19 protein-coding genes are annotated in these 16432 nt (G+C 40.1%); 16 read left to right on the top strand and 3 right to left on the bottom strand.

The annotated features are described in order from the left end of the window. Positions 1 to 23: 23 nt before the first annotated feature. From A33Q_RS08970 to A33Q_RS08955, 4 genes are all read left to right on the top strand, one after another. The gene (locus tag A33Q_RS08970; RefSeq protein WP_009034593.1) at positions 24 to 2657 is read left to right on the top strand and encodes a valine--tRNA ligase; all 2634 of its coding nucleotides are present in this window, start codon (positions 24 to 26) and stop codon (positions 2655 to 2657) included. Positions 2658 to 2778: 121 nt separating this feature from the next. Next, positions 2779 to 3237 (top strand): nucleotidyltransferase substrate binding protein, encoded by a 459-nt coding sequence (locus A33Q_RS08965; RefSeq protein WP_009034592.1) that lies wholly within the window; start codon positions 2779 to 2781, stop codon positions 3235 to 3237. Positions 3238 to 3247: 10 nt separating this feature from the next. After that, positions 3248 to 3550, top strand: coding sequence for a nucleotidyltransferase domain-containing protein (locus A33Q_RS08960; RefSeq protein ID WP_009034591.1), 303 nt, complete (start codon positions 3248 to 3250; stop codon positions 3548 to 3550). Positions 3551 to 3669: 119 nt separating this feature from the next. Beyond that, complete coding sequence (locus tag A33Q_RS08955; protein WP_009034590.1) at positions 3670 to 4722, top strand: hypothetical protein; 1053 nt, start codon at positions 3670 to 3672, stop codon at positions 4720 to 4722. A 214-nt stretch (positions 4723 to 4936) separates the two neighbouring features. Here the strand turns inward: A33Q_RS08955 and A33Q_RS08950 are convergent, their stop codons facing one another. Further along, positions 4937 to 5296 carry a DUF4349 domain-containing protein gene (locus A33Q_RS08950; protein WP_009034589.1) on the bottom strand — a complete coding sequence of 120 codons (360 nt, stop codon included), beginning with the start codon at positions 5294 to 5296 and terminating at the stop codon, positions 4937 to 4939. Positions 5297 to 5376: 80 nt separating this feature from the next. Between A33Q_RS08950 and A33Q_RS08945 the strand changes: the two genes are divergently transcribed. Together A33Q_RS08945 and A33Q_RS08940 are read left to right on the top strand one after the other, a co-directional pair. Beyond that, positions 5377 to 5937 carry a DUF2975 domain-containing protein gene (locus tag A33Q_RS08945; RefSeq protein ID WP_009034588.1) on the top strand — a complete coding sequence of 187 codons (561 nt, stop codon included), beginning with the start codon at positions 5377 to 5379 and terminating at the stop codon, positions 5935 to 5937. 3 nt (positions 5938 to 5940) lie between these two features. Further along, a complete protein-coding gene (locus A33Q_RS08940; RefSeq protein WP_009034587.1) occupies positions 5941 to 6156 on the top strand; it encodes a helix-turn-helix domain-containing protein in 216 nt (71 codons plus the stop codon). A 40-nt stretch (positions 6157 to 6196) separates the two neighbouring features. On the opposite strand, the gene A33Q_RS08935 is transcribed toward A33Q_RS08940, so the two are convergent. Then, positions 6197 to 6862 (bottom strand): FAD-binding oxidoreductase, encoded by a 666-nt coding sequence (locus tag A33Q_RS08935; RefSeq protein WP_009034586.1) that lies wholly within the window; start codon positions 6860 to 6862, stop codon positions 6197 to 6199. A gap of 275 nt (positions 6863 to 7137) precedes the next feature. Continuing rightward, complete coding sequence (locus tag A33Q_RS08930; RefSeq protein WP_009034585.1) at positions 7138 to 7470, bottom strand: zinc ribbon domain-containing protein YjdM; 333 nt, start codon at positions 7468 to 7470, stop codon at positions 7138 to 7140. A 131-nt stretch (positions 7471 to 7601) separates the two neighbouring features. Here A33Q_RS08930 and A33Q_RS08925 point away from each other — a divergent pair, with 131 nt between their 5' ends. From A33Q_RS08925 to A33Q_RS08880, 10 genes are all read left to right on the top strand, one after another. Further along, a complete protein-coding gene (locus tag A33Q_RS08925) occupies positions 7602 to 8207 on the top strand; it encodes a DUF2911 domain-containing protein (protein ID WP_009034584.1) in 606 nt (201 codons plus the stop codon). A 91-nt stretch (positions 8208 to 8298) separates the two neighbouring features. Continuing rightward, positions 8299 to 8760: an SRPBCC domain-containing protein gene (locus A33Q_RS08920; protein ID WP_009034583.1), complete on the top strand. Its 462-nt coding sequence runs from the start codon at positions 8299 to 8301 to the stop codon at positions 8758 to 8760. Between the two features lie 30 nt (positions 8761 to 8790). Continuing rightward, complete coding sequence (locus A33Q_RS08915; RefSeq protein ID WP_016254992.1) at positions 8791 to 9267, top strand: DUF4199 domain-containing protein; 477 nt, start codon at positions 8791 to 8793, stop codon at positions 9265 to 9267. 98 nt (positions 9268 to 9365) lie between these two features. Further along, positions 9366 to 10832 (top strand): Gfo/Idh/MocA family protein, encoded by a 1467-nt coding sequence (locus A33Q_RS08910; protein ID WP_009034581.1) that lies wholly within the window; start codon positions 9366 to 9368, stop codon positions 10830 to 10832. Positions 10833 to 10897: 65 nt separating this feature from the next. Then, the gene (locus A33Q_RS08905) at positions 10898 to 11299 is read left to right on the top strand and encodes a VOC family protein (RefSeq protein ID WP_016254991.1); all 402 of its coding nucleotides are present in this window, start codon (positions 10898 to 10900) and stop codon (positions 11297 to 11299) included. Between the two features lie 11 nt (positions 11300 to 11310). After that, complete coding sequence (gene hutG, locus A33Q_RS08900) at positions 11311 to 12267, top strand: formimidoylglutamase (protein ID WP_009034579.1); 957 nt, start codon at positions 11311 to 11313, stop codon at positions 12265 to 12267. A 71-nt stretch (positions 12268 to 12338) separates the two neighbouring features. Beyond that, entirely contained in the window at positions 12339 to 12998 is a 660-nt protein-coding gene (locus tag A33Q_RS08895; RefSeq protein WP_009034578.1) for an N-acetylmuramoyl-L-alanine amidase, read from the top strand. A 26-nt stretch (positions 12999 to 13024) separates the two neighbouring features. Continuing rightward, positions 13025 to 14686, top strand: a complete 1662-nt coding sequence (locus tag A33Q_RS08890; RefSeq protein ID WP_009034577.1) for a glycoside hydrolase family 10 protein — start codon at positions 13025 to 13027, stop codon at positions 14684 to 14686. Beyond that, entirely contained in the window at positions 14686 to 15168 is a 483-nt protein-coding gene (locus A33Q_RS08885) for a GNAT family N-acetyltransferase (RefSeq protein WP_009034576.1), read from the top strand. The genes A33Q_RS08890 and A33Q_RS08885 overlap by 1 nt, the downstream gene beginning before the upstream one ends. After that, positions 15161 to 16432 (top strand): MFS transporter, encoded by a 1272-nt coding sequence (locus A33Q_RS08880; RefSeq protein WP_009034575.1) that lies wholly within the window; start codon positions 15161 to 15163, stop codon positions 16430 to 16432. The genes A33Q_RS08885 and A33Q_RS08880 overlap by 8 nt, the downstream gene beginning before the upstream one ends.

Here is a 16432-nt window from a genome sequence, read left to right as displayed (position 1 = left end):
TTTAAATCAGCCTTTTTTAAAACATGTCTTTAGCTACAAAATATAACCCGGAGTCAGTAGAATTAAAATGGTATAAATACTGGATGGAAAACAGTTTTTTTTCTTCCAAAGTAGACCCAGAAAAAGAACCTTACACCATTGTAATCCCTCCTCCTAATGTAACTGGTGTACTTCACATGGGCCACATGCTCAACAACACCATTCAGGATGTACTGATCCGAAAAGCGAGAATGGAAGGGAAAAATGCCTGCTGGGTACCAGGAACTGACCATGCCTCCATTGCGACTGAAGCTAAAGTTGTGGCCATGCTCAAAGAAAAGGGCATAGACAAAAAATCCCTCAGCAGGGATGAATTTCTAGAGCATGCCTGGGATTGGAAGAATAAGTATGGAGGAATCATCCTCGAGCAACTTCAAAAATTAGGTGCTTCCTGTGACTGGGACAGAACCAAGTTTACGATGGATGAGGACCTCAGCCGGGCAGTAATTTCTGTTTTTGTAGACCTGCACAAAAAAGGCAAAATCTACAGGGGCATAAGAATGGTCAACTGGGATCCGCAGGGAAAAACAGCCCTTTCAGATGATGAAGTGATCATGAAAGAAGTACAGTCCAAACTGTATTATATCCATTATAAAATAGAGGGTTCTGAAAATGAAACCTTGACAATAGCCACGACAAGGCCTGAAACCATCATGGCGGATGTAGCGATCTGTATCAATCCCAACGATGATAGATTCTCCCATCTGAAAGGAAAAAAGGCCATTATCCCTTTGATAGGAAGAGCCATTCCTATCATTGAAGATGAATATGTAGATATGGAATTCGGAACAGGTTGCCTCAAAGTCACCCCTGCCCATGACCTAAATGACTACGAACTTGGTGTCAAACACAAGCTTGAAGTCATTGATATACTCAATGATGATGGTTCTTTGAATGAAAAAGCCCAAATCCTCATAGGCGAAGACAGGTTTGTAGCCAGAAAAAAAATCGCTAAACTTCTTGATGAAGCAGGTCAACTGGACAAGGTAGAAGACTATAAATCCAACGTGGGCCATTCAGAAAGAACGGATGCGGTAGTGGAGCCAAAACTTTCTCTCCAGTGGTTCTTGAAAATGGAAGATATCACCAAACCGGCTTTGAAGGCGGTAATGGAAGATATCATTCAACTATACCCACCAAAATTCAAGAACATGTACCGCGCATGGATGGAAAACGTGCGTGATTGGTGTATTTCCAGACAGCTGTGGTGGGGCCATAGAATTCCGGCCTACCACCTCCCTAATGGAGAATTTGTGGTCGCGGCCACACAAGCAGAGGCTTTGAAATTGGCAAATGAAAAATTCGGAGATCAATTTACTATCGAAGATCTGAAGCAAGATGAAGATGTACTGGATACCTGGTTTTCTTCATGGCTATGGCCTATCTCTGTTTTTGACAGCAAAGTTTTTGAAGGTGATGCTCCAAATGCAGATTTAAGGTACTATTACCCTACCAATGATCTGGTAACCGCTCCTGAAATTCTCTTTTTCTGGGTGGCAAGAATGATCATTGCCGGGTATGAATACATGGGAGAAAAGCCGTTCAAAAATGTCTACCTGACAGGAATAGTAAGAGATAAGCAGGGCAGGAAAATGTCCAAATCACTTGGAAACTCTCCTGATCCTCTTGAGCTGATCAAGCAATACGGGGCAGATGGAGTAAGAACAGGAATGTTGTTTTCCTCTCCTGCCGGAAATGATTTGCCGTTTGATGAAAAACTGGTAGAGCAGGGAAGAAATTTCGCCAACAAAATATGGAATGCTTTCAGACTGATCAAAGGCTGGGAAGTAGATAGCAAAATTTCAGGTTCAGAAAATAAAGCAAGTATTCACTGGTTTGAAAACCGTTTTCAGGAAGCATTGGCTGAAATCGAAGATCACTTCGATAAATTCAGGATTTCTGATGCATTGATGACCACTTACAAATTGGTCTGGGATGATTTCTGCTCTTGGTATTTGGAAATGATCAAGCCTGCTTATCAGCAGCCTATAGACGAGGAAACCTATGAAAAAACCATAGAATTTCTAGAAGATATATTAAGGATCCTTCATCCATTTATGCCATTCCTTACAGAAGAAATCTGGCAAACGCTTAATGATAGAGGGCCTGGACATGCATTAATTGTACAGAATTGGCCAGAGAAAAAATCTTACGACACCAAGCCAATTGCCGAAGCCGCACAGGTGTTTGAGTTGGTCTCACAGGTCAGAAACCTGAGGAGTTCTAAAGGTATGTCCCCGAAAGAGACACTGTCTTTATCCATCAATACCCAACAACCTGAGCTGTATATCAGCTATCAGGCGGTCCTAAAAAAGCTGGGGAACCTGTCTGAAATCAACTTTGCCGAAAAAGTCGAAAATGCTGTAAGCTTCTTGGTAAAGGCCGACGAATGCTTTGTGCCTTTGACAGAGGAGATTGATGTAGAAAAGGAAAAGGAAAGCCTCAGCAACGAGCTTGAGTACACCAAAGGATTTTTGGCTTCAGTAATGAAAAAACTTAGCAATGAGCGTTTTGTGTCAGGAGCACCGGCAGCAGTTGTAGAAAACGAAAAGAAAAAACAGGCTGATGCAGAAGCAAAAATCAAAACGCTGGAGGAAGCACTGACTAAGTTAGGCTAAATGTGAAAAGATATCGACCGGTATTTTCGGATATTGGTCGATATCAATCGCTTTAAGATTTTATTTTTTGCATATTTCTTCTCCAAAACCTCTATAATGTGCCAATCTAAAACTGAAAATAATGGAATCAAAAGATGTCAGGTGGGAGCAAAGATTCAGCAACTTCAATAAAGCATTATTGAAGTTAAGTGAAGCAGTTGATCGAATTAGAAAAGATTTCCCCATAGATGAAGATGGAAAAATAGATACTGATCAGTTTTTGGACGATATCTTAAAAGAAGGCTTGATACAAAGATTCGAATATACTCATGAGTTGGCTTGGAATGTTATGAAAGATTTTCTTAGCAATGCAGGAAATACTGGCATTTACGGTTCTAAAGATGCCACAAGGGAGGCTTTTGCATCGGGCCTTATTGGCAGTGGTGAATTATGGATGGATATGATTAAAAGTCGTAACAAAACATCTCATACTTATAATGAAGAAACGGCAGATGAAATTTTCTTGAAAATTATGAATCAGTATATCTCCGAATTCATTCTATTTCAAGAAAAGATGGAAAAACTAAAAAGTCAAAATTAGCCCTTACCTAATGTTTGGATTATCAGACAAAACCATTCAGCTTATTCGAGATGTATTTTCTAAACATCCTCAAGTCGATAAAGCAGTGCTTTATGGCTCAAGGGCTAAGGGTAATTACAGGCCAGGGTCAGATATTGACCTAACACTTCTTGGAGCTTCTTTGGATCTCACTGAACTTCAAAAAATAGAACTTGAACTTGACGATCTTCTCCTACCCTACAAAATAGATCTTTCTATTTTTCATCATATCAGCAATCCGGAATTTTTAGAACACATTAATAGGGTCGGAATAGATTTTTATAAAAAAGTATAGGGTAATTCAAAAAAGCTGTTCTCATTTTCTAAAACATCATTTTAAATTGCTTTTAGAGTGATTTCAAAACAAAATTTTATTTTTTAGCGTAAAGTCAAAAGACCGAACCAAATAATCATATGATGAAAAACCATTTTAGAATACTTTCCTTCGCTTTTGTTATAATTACGATTTTTTCGTGTGACACTGACGACAACCCCGAACCCAACCCCATTCAAGACGATTTTCCTGATCTACAGCTTTTTCTGGATAGATTTGCAGAAGAAGCCAGCTTTAGAGGTTTTGACTTAAATTTATCTGGATTGGATGCTGTGTATGTAGATGAAATAAATAGAAATGATGCACCCTATTGTGGTTATGGATATATCATTCATCCTCAAACAGGACGCCGAACAGTCGAAATTTCAAGAGCGCCAAACTGTAATTGGGCGGCCCTTTCAGACATTCAAAGGGAAAATCTATTTTTCCATGAAATGGGACATGCCTTTCTTAACCTCCCTCATGACAATGCACTCAAATGTGACGGAAGACCTCTTTCACTGATGACTGATGAATTTAATATTTTCGAAATATACAGAGCAGGCGAAGAAGAATTAAGGACTTACTACCTTGATGAATTGTTTGACAGGGTAGCAGCCAGTGAACAATGCATTGATTTCGGGCAGGATTTTGATCAGGATCCTGCATTCTTTAAAAATGAGTTAGAGGATGGATTTTGGAATTTTTCCAATGACAATGGCAACTACCAAGTATCCAGAGGTGTACATGAGGATTCTGGTGTACCCTATCTTGGAATTTCATCCGAAGGGGACGGTCAAAATACAGGATATATTTATAAAGAAATATTGGTCCCAAATATTCCTGAAGGGGCATCCGTAACGCTAAGGACAAAAATCAATGCAGAAAATCTGCAAGGCCCTGGAGTCGCAATAGCTTTGAGGATTTATGAAACCGAAATCGGCAATACCGGTGCTAATTTAGTGGAAACAGCTACTTTGACCACTGAAAATGATCCCATTGGGGGCACCTTGGAAGACCATGTATTAGAACTCACCCTTTCTAATTTTACAAGAAGAACGATTTTCATGATCCCTTTTGCTGTCATGATGCCTGGCACTGAGGGAAAGGCATATTTTGATGATTTTGAGATAGTAGTAGAAGATGCTTCTTGAAATAAAAAGTTCACAACTTTCATGAGTCAAATCAATTTTTGCCACAAAGCGCAAAGGCACTAAAAAATCACTAATGACTTTGTGAATATTTGTGCCTTTCTGTTTAAGGAGCCATATAAAAGCCTCATGATAAAATGGTGTTAGAAAAAATAAATCCACCTAATTGTTAAAAACCAGAAAGAGAGATCCGATATGATGAAGCTCTCATTTTGGTTCAGGTTTTATTATTTCTACTCCTCATTCTTGTGACTAAAAACCAGATTAAAACACCCAAAATCGCAAAAGGCCAGAGTCTGACAAGAAGCAATACCATATATACAAACAAGTTCCAACCTGTGGCAAGAGACTTCAATAATTTACCTCCAAAGCTATCAGAATAGACAGTTGATTTCTGCAGATCTTGATGGAGGTAAACACTTATGGTACTGTAAGCAATATCATTGCCGAGACTTTTAAATCTCGACTCATTGATTTCAATCTCATTTCTGATGTTGCTGAGGTTCCGCTCTATTTCAATCATATCTCTGATTTCAGAAGACTTTGAAAGAAGTTCCCTATATCGCTCTTCAAGCATTTTTTATGCTAAAAAATATATTTTTATTGTTTTACAATAAATTTTTACTGTAATTTGAAAATAATAAAAACACTCACGATATGACTTGGAAAGAAAATTGGAAGAAAAAATGGGAAAATCAGCCCGGGCTGATGTTGATCACCATTGTGATCTGGTCCATCTTCATTGGGCTGTGCATAAAAGCAGGAGCACTGCTCTTTACTTTTACTTACAGCCTTTTTAATGCAGAGGTAGCAAAAAACCTTTATGAAGGCCTTAACTTATATAGGCTCCTGGATCAACATTTATGGAATTACATTGGAGTCATGTCCTTTATATTGGTGATTGCCGGTCAAAAGGCTTACATGTTTTATCTTATGATCAGGGTTTTTCTCACTATCGACATGGTACACCCCTTCAGTGCTGAAGTTTCCAAACTGATTACAGAAATCGCCCAAATCGCAATTCAGATTGGTATCGTTATTATCCTGGCATCAGCCTATTTTTCTTGGTTGGTCAAAAGAGGCTTCGACCTCCCTGCTTTGGGAGGGTATGTTGGAGGGGCTTTTGAGTATCTGTTGATGGGCGCATTGATTTATGCCATTGCACAAGTATTCAAAAGAGGTGTTGCCATTCAATCGGAAAACGAACTAACCATCTGAATTATGCCCATAATAGTCAATTTGGATGTGATGATGGCCAAAAGAAAAATGTCTCTCAATGAACTTTCCGAAAAAGTAGACATCACCCTATCCAATCTTTCCATACTTAAAACCGGAAAAGCCAAAGCTGTTCGCTTCAACACCCTTGAAGCAATCTGCAAAGCTTTGGACTGTCAGCCCGGAGATATTTTGGAGTATGCTGAAGAAGAAGGAATGTAGGCTGGACCAACCTGCATTCCTTTCAATTTGCAACCTTTGCTTACTCCTCAAAAGTAATCCCATCGGGATTTGCTCCCAAGTGCTTCAGAATTTCACTGACTCCTTCTACCATAGGCTGAGGTCCACATACATAGAACTCTTGAGAAAAATCTTCAATTCTTTCTTTTAAAAAATCCATATTAACCCTGCCATGGAAATGGCCTTCAAGTTTTTCTTTATCCAAAATTGAAATAAAATCCTCCCCCAATAGCTCATGAAAATACGACTCCATGATCACGTCTTTCCCTGTTTTATTTGCAAAAATCAACTTATTTCCCTCCAATTCACCCTTAGCGGATAAGTCTCTCAGAATACTGATAAAAGGGGTTATCCCAGCGCCCCCAGCAATAAACACACCTTTGCCTTTGTATTGAATAGCTCCCCAAGAATCATCAATAATCAGTTCATCCCCTTCCACCAAGTCTTCAATTTGTTTGGTGACTCCATCATGGTCACGGTAAAATTTGATCACAAACTCTAAATGATCCTCCTCTGGAAGAGAAGTAAAAGTAAATGGTCTTTTTTCTTCCTTCCAACCTTCTTTATTGATGGCTACCTCTGTCGCTTGACCGGGTACAAAAGTATAGCCCTTTGGTTTTTCAGTTTTAAACCTTTTCACATCATGAGTCAAGGAAAATGTATCTGTAATTTTTACTGTATATGGCATAAAATTTTAATTTGTTATAGTTATATAAACAAAGAATTAAAGTATTGTTCAATATGTATATCCGCAATAAAACCATTAACCAATTTAAATAAGGGCCTAGATCAATCCGATACTAATAGATATTGGATATTTATTGATATTGGCTAGAAATCATAGGTTTGTTCCATTATTTAGGTTCTACTGGTAAGAAAACGGAAAATCATGTTATACAATTTAACAAATTCAAATCCAAAATCCAGCTAGAGCGATTTTAATTCAATTTTGTGTCATAAAAATCAGGCCTTCCTTACAAATTCCGACTTCAGAGCCATCGATCCAAACCCATCAATTTTACAATCAATATTATGATCACCTTCGGCCAATCTTATGTTTTTAACTTTTGTTCCTGACTTGATTGGTTTAGGAGCACCTTTTACCGGCAAATCTTTAATCACTATCACAGTATCCCCGTCTGCCAAAACATTTCCGTTGGCGTCTTTTATGAAATTTCCAGCTGTTTCCTCACCTGTCGGTTCCCACTCAAAAGAACATTCTGGGCAAACAAGTGAATTTTCTAATGCATAAGCATATAAAGAGCCACAAGACGGGCAGGGAGGTAACGTTTTCATCGCCTAAAGGTACAATTTTTAATTTTCTGTAAAGAATTTAAACTAAGCAAGCCCATTATCCAAACAACAAAACCATTTTAAGGTTGTACATTCGATTAATTAATTAACCCATCTACAAAAACAAAACACTTATGAAAAAAACAAAACTATTCATCGCTGCATTGGCAGCCATTTTCTTTTTTGCTCAGCCTGAGCAAGCCATTGCACAATTGCAGGCGCCTGCACCAAGTCCTGCAGCTTCGGTATCCCAAGTAGTAGGCTTTACCAAAATCAACATTGATTACTCTTCTCCGGCTGTGAAAGGCAGAAAGGTTTTTGGTGAATTGGAAAAATACGGCACTCCATGGAGAGCTGGAGCCAATGCCCAGACCATCATTGAATTCTCTACTTCTGTCAATATAGGAGGTACCAATCTTCGTCCCGGAAAATACTCCATATTTGTGACTCCAAATGAGTCTGGAGACTGGGTGTTTCATTTCAACTCCAAAGGCAACTCGGTATTTGCTTACATGAAAGATGGTAAAATCGATATGGATGCTTTGAGCAAGGACCTAGCAGTATCAGTGAATGCTGCTCCTGAAAAATTGGACAAGACCAAAGAAAGACTACAATATTACATTTCTGCTGAAGACAATAAAGTAGCGAAAGTAAGCCTTGCTTGGGAAAACGTAAAGGTTTCCTTTATGGTAGATACCCAAGTAGACCAAAAAATGGATGCATTTAAAGCAGCCTTTTAAGATAGAAGCAAACTAATCCAAGAAGGGAAGTCTAATCGGCTTCCCTTTTTTGTTGTGTAATCTTTGATTAAATTCATCAAAATTCAAGGATATGGACCAATTGCGAATTTCAACAGCCTTACAGGTAGGCAGCACATCTGACAAAGTTTTCAAAGCTATCATTGATCCTGAAAAGATGAAAAACTACTTCATCTCACATGGTACGGCAATGATGCATCAAGGAGAAACAGTAGAATGGGAATTCCCCGAATTTCCTGGCGCATTCCCTGTCAGGGTCTTGGAAGTAACGGAAAACCAGAAAATAATTTTTGAGTGGGACGGGGACAGCAAAGCACTTACAGTAGAGATCAGGTTGGAGGCTGTAAATGACGGACTGGCGACGGTAGTTTATGTGGATGAATACGGAATGGAAAATACAGCGGAAGGCATCAATTGGCTGAAAGGCAATACTGCCGGCTGGGCGAATTTCTTAGCCTGCCTCAAAGCCTACTTAGAGTTTGGAATTAATTTAAGAAAAGGAGGTTTTGACTTTATGAAAAAATCCGATCAATAAATTTCTTCATCACTTTCACCCAAATGCACTATGAAGAATCTAAAAACCGAAATCAAATGGGCCCTCATCTTTGTGTCCATGCAACTCAGCTGGTTTGTAATCGAAAAATTAACCGGGCTTCACGACAGGAATATAGATCAGCATTATATCTACACCAATTTTGTGGCAATTTTTGCTTTTATCGTGTACGCCCTAGCTTTTCTGGACAAAAGAAAAAATGATTTTGGAGGAAAAATGACCTATTGGCAGGGTTTAAAAACCGGACTTTGGATTTCATTGTTTGTCACAATACTTACTCCCCTGACGCAGTATCTCGTGTCTTTTTGGATCAGCCCTGAATATTTTCCAAATATGATTGCCTACAGTGTGGACCAAGGAAAAATGTCACAAGAAGAAGCAAAATCCTATTTCAATTTCAAAAATTACTTGATTCAAAGCGCGATTTTCGCTCCAATAGCAGGGATTTTCACCTCTGCCATTGTAGCTATATTTACCAGAAAGGAGTAGGCTTCACCCTTTTTCCAAAATTATCTCAAAGAAGGAAAATAAAATAAACATAAAAGTTTAACTTGGTTTCTCGAAAAATTTCAGAAACCTAACATTTTATGAAACCTTCTCAAAAACTAACAACAGCCCAGACAAGAAGAGATTTTATCAAAAATGCCGCATTGGCTTCTTCTATATTTATTGTTCCAAGGCATGTACTTGGAGGGGTAGGCTTTACGGCCCCATCTGACCAACTCAATTTGGCCGCTATCGGTGCAGGAGGAAAAGGGATTTCTGACATCAAAAATGCCTCTGTCAACGGGCGTGAAAAAGTAATTGCCCTTTGTGATGTGGACTTTTCGGGTTCCGCCAAACAATCCATAGAAAATTTTCCTAATGCCAAGCTTTTTGCTGATTACAGGGAAATGCTGGATCAAATGAAAGACATTGATGCAGTCACCATTTCCACACCTGACCACGTGCATGGTCCTGCAGCCAAGTATGCCATGGAAAGAGGCAAACATGTCTATGTGCAAAAACCACTGACCCATAACATCCGTGAAGCAAGGCTCCTCACCCAAATGGCCGGAGACCAAAAAGTAGTCACCCAGATGGGAAATCAAGGAGCTTCCAATCCATTGCTCGACATGGTTCAAAAATGGGTAGATTCAGGCAAAATGGGCAAAATATCCAAAGTTCAGGTATGGACCAACAGGCCTGTATGGCCACAGGGCTTCGCTTTTCCACAACCTGAGCCTTCTAAAAAACCTGATGAACTCCATTGGGATTTATGGCTAGGTCCTGCTCCTGAAATAGCCTATACACCAAACCTTCACCCTTTCAATTGGCGGGGATGGTGGGATTACGGTACAGGTGCACTGGGAGATGTGGGTTGCCATTTGATTGACATTCCGTTCAGGACTTTAGGCCTCCATTATCCCAAAAGTGCAGAATGCAGTGTAGGCACTGTTTTTTCAAGGATGTGGACTCCTGATTATAATCCTGAAGGTGCCCCGGCTTCTTCCTTTATCACCCTGCATTTTGAGGCTACAGACAAAAGCCAGTCTCCAATAGAAATGACTTGGAGTGATGGAGGTATTCGTCCATCACATCCTGATATCATCCCCGCTGACCATGACATTGGAGGGGCCAATTCTGCCAATGGGGTATTGATCATAGGAGAAAAAGGGATTATCTCTACCAATATCAATGACAGCTCCCCATTAATGCCCAAGCTGTATCTCAATGATGGAACACAGGAGTTTGGTCCGGAATCAGAATCCAATGAAGAACCGGAATACGGGCACCAAAGGCTATGGGTAGACGCCATCAAAGCTGGATATGGAAGCAAAGAACACAAAGCACTTACTTCTTCATTCGACTATGCAGGTCCAATGACCGAAACTGTTTTGATGGGTAACTTGGCAATCAGAAGCTATATGTTGAGGAGGGAAAACAGCAAAGGACAAATGGAGTTTTACGGCAGAAGGAAGCTCCTCTGGGACGGTGACAATATGCAGATTACCAACTTGGAAGAAGCTAACCAATTTGTTGGCAGAGAATATCGTCCCGGATTTGAAGTCTAAGGGAGCTTATTCATTTTTCCAGGCATCTTATGGGAGGCCTGGAAATCAAACTTAAAGTAGTATTAATGAAGCAGACTTTAAATCAAATCACCCTTGTGGTAAAAGATTACGATGAAGCCATCACTTTTTACACCAAAAAATTAAAATTTGATCTGCTTGAAGACACCCCTCTTTCCAGTGTCAAAAGATGGGTAGTCATCAGACCTCCAGGAGGTGGAGGTTGTTCGCTCTTGCTTGCAAAAGCCGCCGATGAAAAGCAAAAAGCCAGCATTGGTAATCAGACCGGTGGTAGGGTATTCCTATTTCTATATACAGATGACATCGACAGGGATTACCAAAATTTACTTTCCTATAATGTCAGGATAAAAAGAGAACCCATTATAGAAAAGTATGGTAAAGTTTTGGTTTTTGAAGACCTTTATGGCAACCTGTGGGACTTGATACAGATCAACTATCCCAACCCTTGAATTTAAACAAAATGGCAAAACACATTCCGGCAAATCAAAAAATATGGACGGGTAGAAATTCCCAATCTATAGATTATTGGCATCAGGCCATGTCTTTTGTAAAGGTAACAGGTAAAAAGAAAGTTGCGCTATTGGGTTATTGCGGAGATGAGGGGGTAAGAAGAAATCAGGGGCGAATTGGGGCAGCCGAAGGACCTGATTCCATACGAAAAATGTTAGCAGGAATGGCATACCACCTTTCTGACTCTTTGCAGATTCTAGATCTAGGAAATATTCTGACAGTTGGAAATGACATGGAAGGCAGCCACCAATTGCTAACTGAAAAAGTAACCGAATTACTGCAGGAAAATATCTTTCCTGTTCTGATAGGTGGAGGACATGACCTTGCCTTAGCACATGGTAGGGCTATCTTGAAGCATTTGGAACAAAAAAATGAAAGCTTAGGTATCATCAACCTTGATGCCCACTTTGATCTTCGTGACCTAAATGGAGGAAAGGGACATTCAGGTTCTCCATTTTATCAACTCTCTCAGGAATCCCCGGACCAATTTCAATACTTATGCCTTGGAATCCAAAAACCTGCAAACCCTGCGAGTCTCTTTAAAACAGCTAAATCCACCAAAACGCAATGGATGGATATGGAAGAATTCAGAATCGACAATTGGGATTATATTGCGGAGACATTGCAGCACTTCTATCAAAAAGTCAATAAAATCTACCTTAGCATAGACTTAGATGGGTTTTCCACTGCTTTTGCTCCAGGAGTAAGCGCACCTTCCCCATTGGGTTTTTCTCCAGAATTGGCCTTTAAGGTGATGGAATGGCTGGCTATATCGGGAAAAATGATCAGCATGGACGTAGTTGAGCTGAATCCCAAATATGACCAGGACAATGCCACAGCACGCCTTGCTGCCCGTTGCATAGAATTCATGCTTAGGAAGCTATTTATCCGAATGGAAAAACCCTAAAAGACAATCTGAACAGCCACTGCCAATCCAAACTTTAATCTTAATTTTATACCCACAAGCAACCCAAAATCATGAACCGCAAACTGGCTATTCTGACCTCTCTGATTTTCATATTTTGCCTTTTTTCGGCCACTGCCCAGACTTTCCGTATTTTTGAGAAACCCATCATATACAATGAAGAACGAGAAAAATTGTCTTTAGAATATCTGGAGAAAAGACATGGGCTCAGCAGAGAAAAGGCAGAAATTGACCCGAAAATGGTGGTGGTTCATTGGACGGCTGTACCTACTTTGGAGACCACATTTGATGTTTTCAACCCTGTACACTTGGGTGGGAGACCTGAACTTACTTCTGCCAGCAACCTGAATGTTTCGGCTCATTTTTTGGTAGACCGGGATGGCACCATATTCAGGCTATTGTCCGATACTGCTTTTGCCAGACACACCATAGGATTGAATTACATGGCCATTGGCATAGAAAATATTGGAGGACCGGATGCGCCGCTCACCAAAGCGCAACTTAAGGCCAATGCCGAATTGATCAGATATCTCCATAAGAAGCATGACATTGAATATGTCATAGGCCATCACGAATATTATGATTTTCAAGGCTCTGAACTCTGGAAAGAAACAGACCCTGATTACCTTACGAGTAAACAAGACCCAGGAGATAGGTTTATGAAAAAACTAAGAAAAAAACTCGTCGACCTGAATTTCAAACATCAACCTTGAATCGAATAAATTACCCCAGCACCAATATGAACAAATTCCTTTCTATTTTATATTTTGCTTTTATCTTTCTGGCTTTTCAATCCTGTAAAACCACACAGCCTAATATATCTTCTTCCGGTAACAAGAGTATCAGCACTCCCTTTCCTACCAATTCAAAAGGTTTTCCCGAAAGAACGGTAAATGCCCTGCCTGCTCCCGAGTTTTATAAAGTATTGGATATGGAAATCACTCCAAGTCCTAGGGAATTCCGTGCGGTTTGGATTGCTACTGTGGCTAATATTGACTGGCCAAGTGCCGGACACATTCCTTTCGAGAGACAAAAAAGGGAATTCACAGAACTTCTGGACTACTATCAAAAACTAAACTTTAATGCGGTTATCGTACAGATCCGTACATCCGGTGATGCCTTTTACCCTTCCAAATTTGCACCATGGTCAAGGTATCTGACAGGAAAGGAAGGCCAAAAACCAAACACTACCGAAGACCCGCTTTCTTGGATGATCCTGGAAGCACATAGAAGGGGACTGGAATTCCACGCTTGGTTAAACCCATACCGGGCCACTATGAACCTGGACACCAAAATACTTAGCCCAGAACATGATTTTTTCAAGCATAAAGACTGGATGATCAAATATGATACGAAATACTATTACAATCCTGGACTACCGGAAGTCCGCAGGCATTTGGTCAATATTATTCAGGAAGTGGTCAAAAACTATAATATAGATGCTATACATTTTGATGATTATTTCTATCCATATAAAGTCGGGAAGTTGGACTTTGCAGATGCTGCTTCCTTCAAAAAATATGGGAAGTCAGGTCAAAAAATAGATGATTGGAGAAGGGAGAATGTAAGCCTTTTGGTGAAAGAGGTAAATGAAACCATCAAAGCAGAAAAACCTTGGGTGCAATTTGGCATCAGCCCTTTTGGTGTATGGAGGAATAAAGACAAAGACCCCAATGGGTCCAATACCCGTGCAGGGCAGACCAACTTTGACGACCTTTATGCGGACGTCATCACATGGATGAAAAATGGCTGGATCGATTATCTCATCCCGCAACTTTATTGGAGCATGGACTATAACCTTGCGTCCCATAGAGAATTGGTAAACTGGTGGTCCAGAAACAGTTACAATACCAAAATTTACATCGGAAATGGACCATACAAAATCCGTGATAATGCAGATAAAGCTTGGGAAAATCCCATGGAAATCCCCAATCAGGTAGCCCTTTCCAAAATTACTCCAAACATCTCAGGCAATGCCTACTTCAGCGCAAAATCCATGTACCTGAAAAATAGAGATGTCGCAGACCTTTTGTTTAAAAACCACTACCAGACCCCGGTCTTAACTCCGGATGTATTGTCTGTAAGTTTTCAACCGACATTTTCCAAAAAAATAGAATTAGTCCCTCACAGTGATGGTTTTGCATTTCAGCTTAGTCAACCTTTAGACCCAGATTTCAGGTATGCATTGATCTATACATCACCCACTATTCAGGACATTCAGCTCAAAAATGGGAATACCCTTGTCCAAAAAGTGTATCTGGACGAGACCAATAGACAATTGATTCCAGTACTTAGTCCAAGTAACCAGAAATTTGTCATCATCAGCTTTATAGACAGGTATGGTAAGGAAACTAAGCCGAAAGCATTTGAAATTCAAACCCGCAACCTTACCCAGAAATAATGAAAGACATGCTCGTCCGTCTCTCAGAACTCCCAAATATCAGTTTGGTAGAAAAGGAACTCGCTGAAGAGAAAATTATTTTCAGAAGACCTATTGCGCCTGAAAAATCATTTGTATGCGACTGGGTAAAGGAACATTTTGGGCAATATTGGTATAATGAAACGGAAGTAGCTTTTTCCTGCCATCCAGTCCATTGCTTTATTGCCCAAAAAGAAAATGAAATCCTGGGATTTGCCTGCTATGAGGTCACTGCAAAAAACTTCTTTGGTCCTACCGGAACTAAAGAAGGGTGGAGAGGAAAAGGTATTGGACGGGTATTGCTGATCAAAAGTTTGATGGCATTGAAAGAAATGGGATATACTTATGCCATTATTGGTGGTGTAGGTCCTGCAGATTTTTACAAAAATACAGTACAGGCAGTAGAGATAAAAAATTCAGAAATAAGCGTTTACCAAAACATGATCAGAAAAAACCATGAGTAAACCTAAAGGAAACAATCCTTGGTACTGGGTCCCACCCTTATACTTGACAGAAGGTATTCCTTACGTTCTGATCATTACAGTTTCGGTGATCATGTACAAAAATCTAGGGGTATCTAATTCTGACATCGGGCTTTACACCAGCTTCCTATATTTACCCTGGGTCATCAAACCTTTTTGGAGTCCCATTGTGGATCTTTATGCAACCAAGAGAAAGTGGTTTCTTTGGATGCAGTTAATCTTATCTCTGGCATTTCTGGGTGTTGGCCTTTCCCTACCAACAAGTCAGTTTTTTGTCATCAGCTTAGCATTCTTTTGGCTTGCCTCTTTTGCTTCAGCTACGAATGATATCGCCTCTGACGGTTTTTATTTATTGGCTTTAAAAGAAGATCAGCAATCTTTTTTCATCGGCGTTCGAAGCACATTTTACAGAATTGCCATGGTAACAGGTCAGGGTTTATTTGTGATTGTTGCGGGTTATCTGGAAATCCGATTTGGTGACAATGCCAAAGCATGGTCATTGACTATGGTCATGATAGCCGGGCTGATGTTTATACTTACCTTGATCAATCTTTGGACCACACCGAATGTTGAAAAAGCCAAAGGTTATATAAAACAGGAGTCCCTAACATTTTGGAAGGTTTTTGAGAGTTTTTTCAGTAAAAAAGAAGTTTGGATAGCGCTGGCTTTTATTCTGTTGTATAGGCTCGGGGAGTCCCAATTGGTAAAAATGGCCTCTCCATTTCTACTTGATGCAAGAGAATCAGGAGGACTTAACCTCAGCACTTCCGAAGTGGGATTGATTTACGGAACCTTCGGGATCATTGCACTCAGTCTTGGAGGGATCATTGGGGGGATTGTGATTTCAAAGGATGGATTGGGAAAATGGATGCTCCCTATGATCCTAGCTCTCAATGTGCCCAACCTTTTCTACTATTTCTTGGCTTATTTCCAACCTGAGTCTGCTTTCTATGCCGGAGCGGTTGTGGTTATAGAGCAATTGGGCTATGGCTTTGGCTTTGCAGCATTTATGATGTATCTGATCTATGTATCTGAGGGGCCTGCCAAAACTTCCCATTATGCCATTGCCACTGGCTTTATGGCCTTGGGTATGATGATACCGGGAATGATTTCCGGTTTTATACAAGAATGGCTGGGTTACGAAGGCTTTTTCCTTTGGGTGGTTGCTGCGGCAATACCCGGGGTTTTGATGGTAAAATACGTGAAATACCCTTATGAATATGGGAAGAAGAAAGCACAGCAATAA

It is taken from the genome of Indibacter alkaliphilus LW1 (assembly GCF_000295935.2).
Classification (GTDB): Bacteria; Bacteroidota; Bacteroidia; order Cytophagales; family Cyclobacteriaceae; genus Indibacter; species Indibacter alkaliphilus.
Note: the sequence above shows the minus strand (reverse complement) of the source record. Positions and strands in the feature narration are given on the sequence as shown.

Excerpts from the sequence above, each read along its gene's own strand:
- A33Q_RS08970 (WP_009034593.1), top strand. The coding sequence starts at position 24 with ATGTCTTTAGCTACAAAATATAACCCGGAGTCAGTAGAATTAAAATGG.
- A33Q_RS08965 (WP_009034592.1), top strand. The coding sequence starts at position 2,779 with ATGGAATCAAAAGATGTCAGGTGGGAGCAAAGATTCAGCAACTTCAAT.
- A33Q_RS08960 (WP_009034591.1), top strand. The coding sequence starts at position 3,248 with ATGTTTGGATTATCAGACAAAACCATTCAGCTTATTCGAGATGTATTT.
- A33Q_RS08955 (WP_009034590.1), top strand. The coding sequence starts at position 3,670 with ATGATGAAAAACCATTTTAGAATACTTTCCTTCGCTTTTGTTATAATT.
- A33Q_RS08950 (WP_009034589.1), bottom strand. The coding sequence starts at position 5,296 with ATGCTTGAAGAGCGATATAGGGAACTTCTTTCAAAGTCTTCTGAAATC.
- A33Q_RS08945 (WP_009034588.1), top strand. The coding sequence starts at position 5,377 with ATGACTTGGAAAGAAAATTGGAAGAAAAAATGGGAAAATCAGCCCGGG.
- A33Q_RS08940 (WP_009034587.1), top strand. The coding sequence starts at position 5,941 with ATGCCCATAATAGTCAATTTGGATGTGATGATGGCCAAAAGAAAAATG.
- A33Q_RS08935 (WP_009034586.1), bottom strand. The coding sequence starts at position 6,862 with ATGCCATATACAGTAAAAATTACAGATACATTTTCCTTGACTCATGAT.
- A33Q_RS08930 (WP_009034585.1), bottom strand. The coding sequence starts at position 7,470 with ATGAAAACGTTACCTCCCTGCCCGTCTTGTGGCTCTTTATATGCTTAT.
- A33Q_RS08925 (WP_009034584.1), top strand. The coding sequence starts at position 7,602 with ATGAAAAAAACAAAACTATTCATCGCTGCATTGGCAGCCATTTTCTTT.
- A33Q_RS08920 (WP_009034583.1), top strand. The coding sequence starts at position 8,299 with ATGGACCAATTGCGAATTTCAACAGCCTTACAGGTAGGCAGCACATCT.
- A33Q_RS08915 (WP_016254992.1), top strand. The coding sequence starts at position 8,791 with ATGAAGAATCTAAAAACCGAAATCAAATGGGCCCTCATCTTTGTGTCC.
- A33Q_RS08910 (WP_009034581.1), top strand. The coding sequence starts at position 9,366 with ATGAAACCTTCTCAAAAACTAACAACAGCCCAGACAAGAAGAGATTTT.
- A33Q_RS08905 (WP_016254991.1), top strand. The coding sequence starts at position 10,898 with ATGAAGCAGACTTTAAATCAAATCACCCTTGTGGTAAAAGATTACGAT.
- hutG (WP_009034579.1), top strand. The coding sequence starts at position 11,311 with ATGGCAAAACACATTCCGGCAAATCAAAAAATATGGACGGGTAGAAAT.
- A33Q_RS08895 (WP_009034578.1), top strand. The coding sequence starts at position 12,339 with ATGAACCGCAAACTGGCTATTCTGACCTCTCTGATTTTCATATTTTGC.
- A33Q_RS08890 (WP_009034577.1), top strand. The coding sequence starts at position 13,025 with ATGAACAAATTCCTTTCTATTTTATATTTTGCTTTTATCTTTCTGGCT.
- A33Q_RS08885 (WP_009034576.1), top strand. The coding sequence starts at position 14,686 with ATGAAAGACATGCTCGTCCGTCTCTCAGAACTCCCAAATATCAGTTTG.
- A33Q_RS08880 (WP_009034575.1), top strand. The coding sequence starts at position 15,161 with ATGAGTAAACCTAAAGGAAACAATCCTTGGTACTGGGTCCCACCCTTA.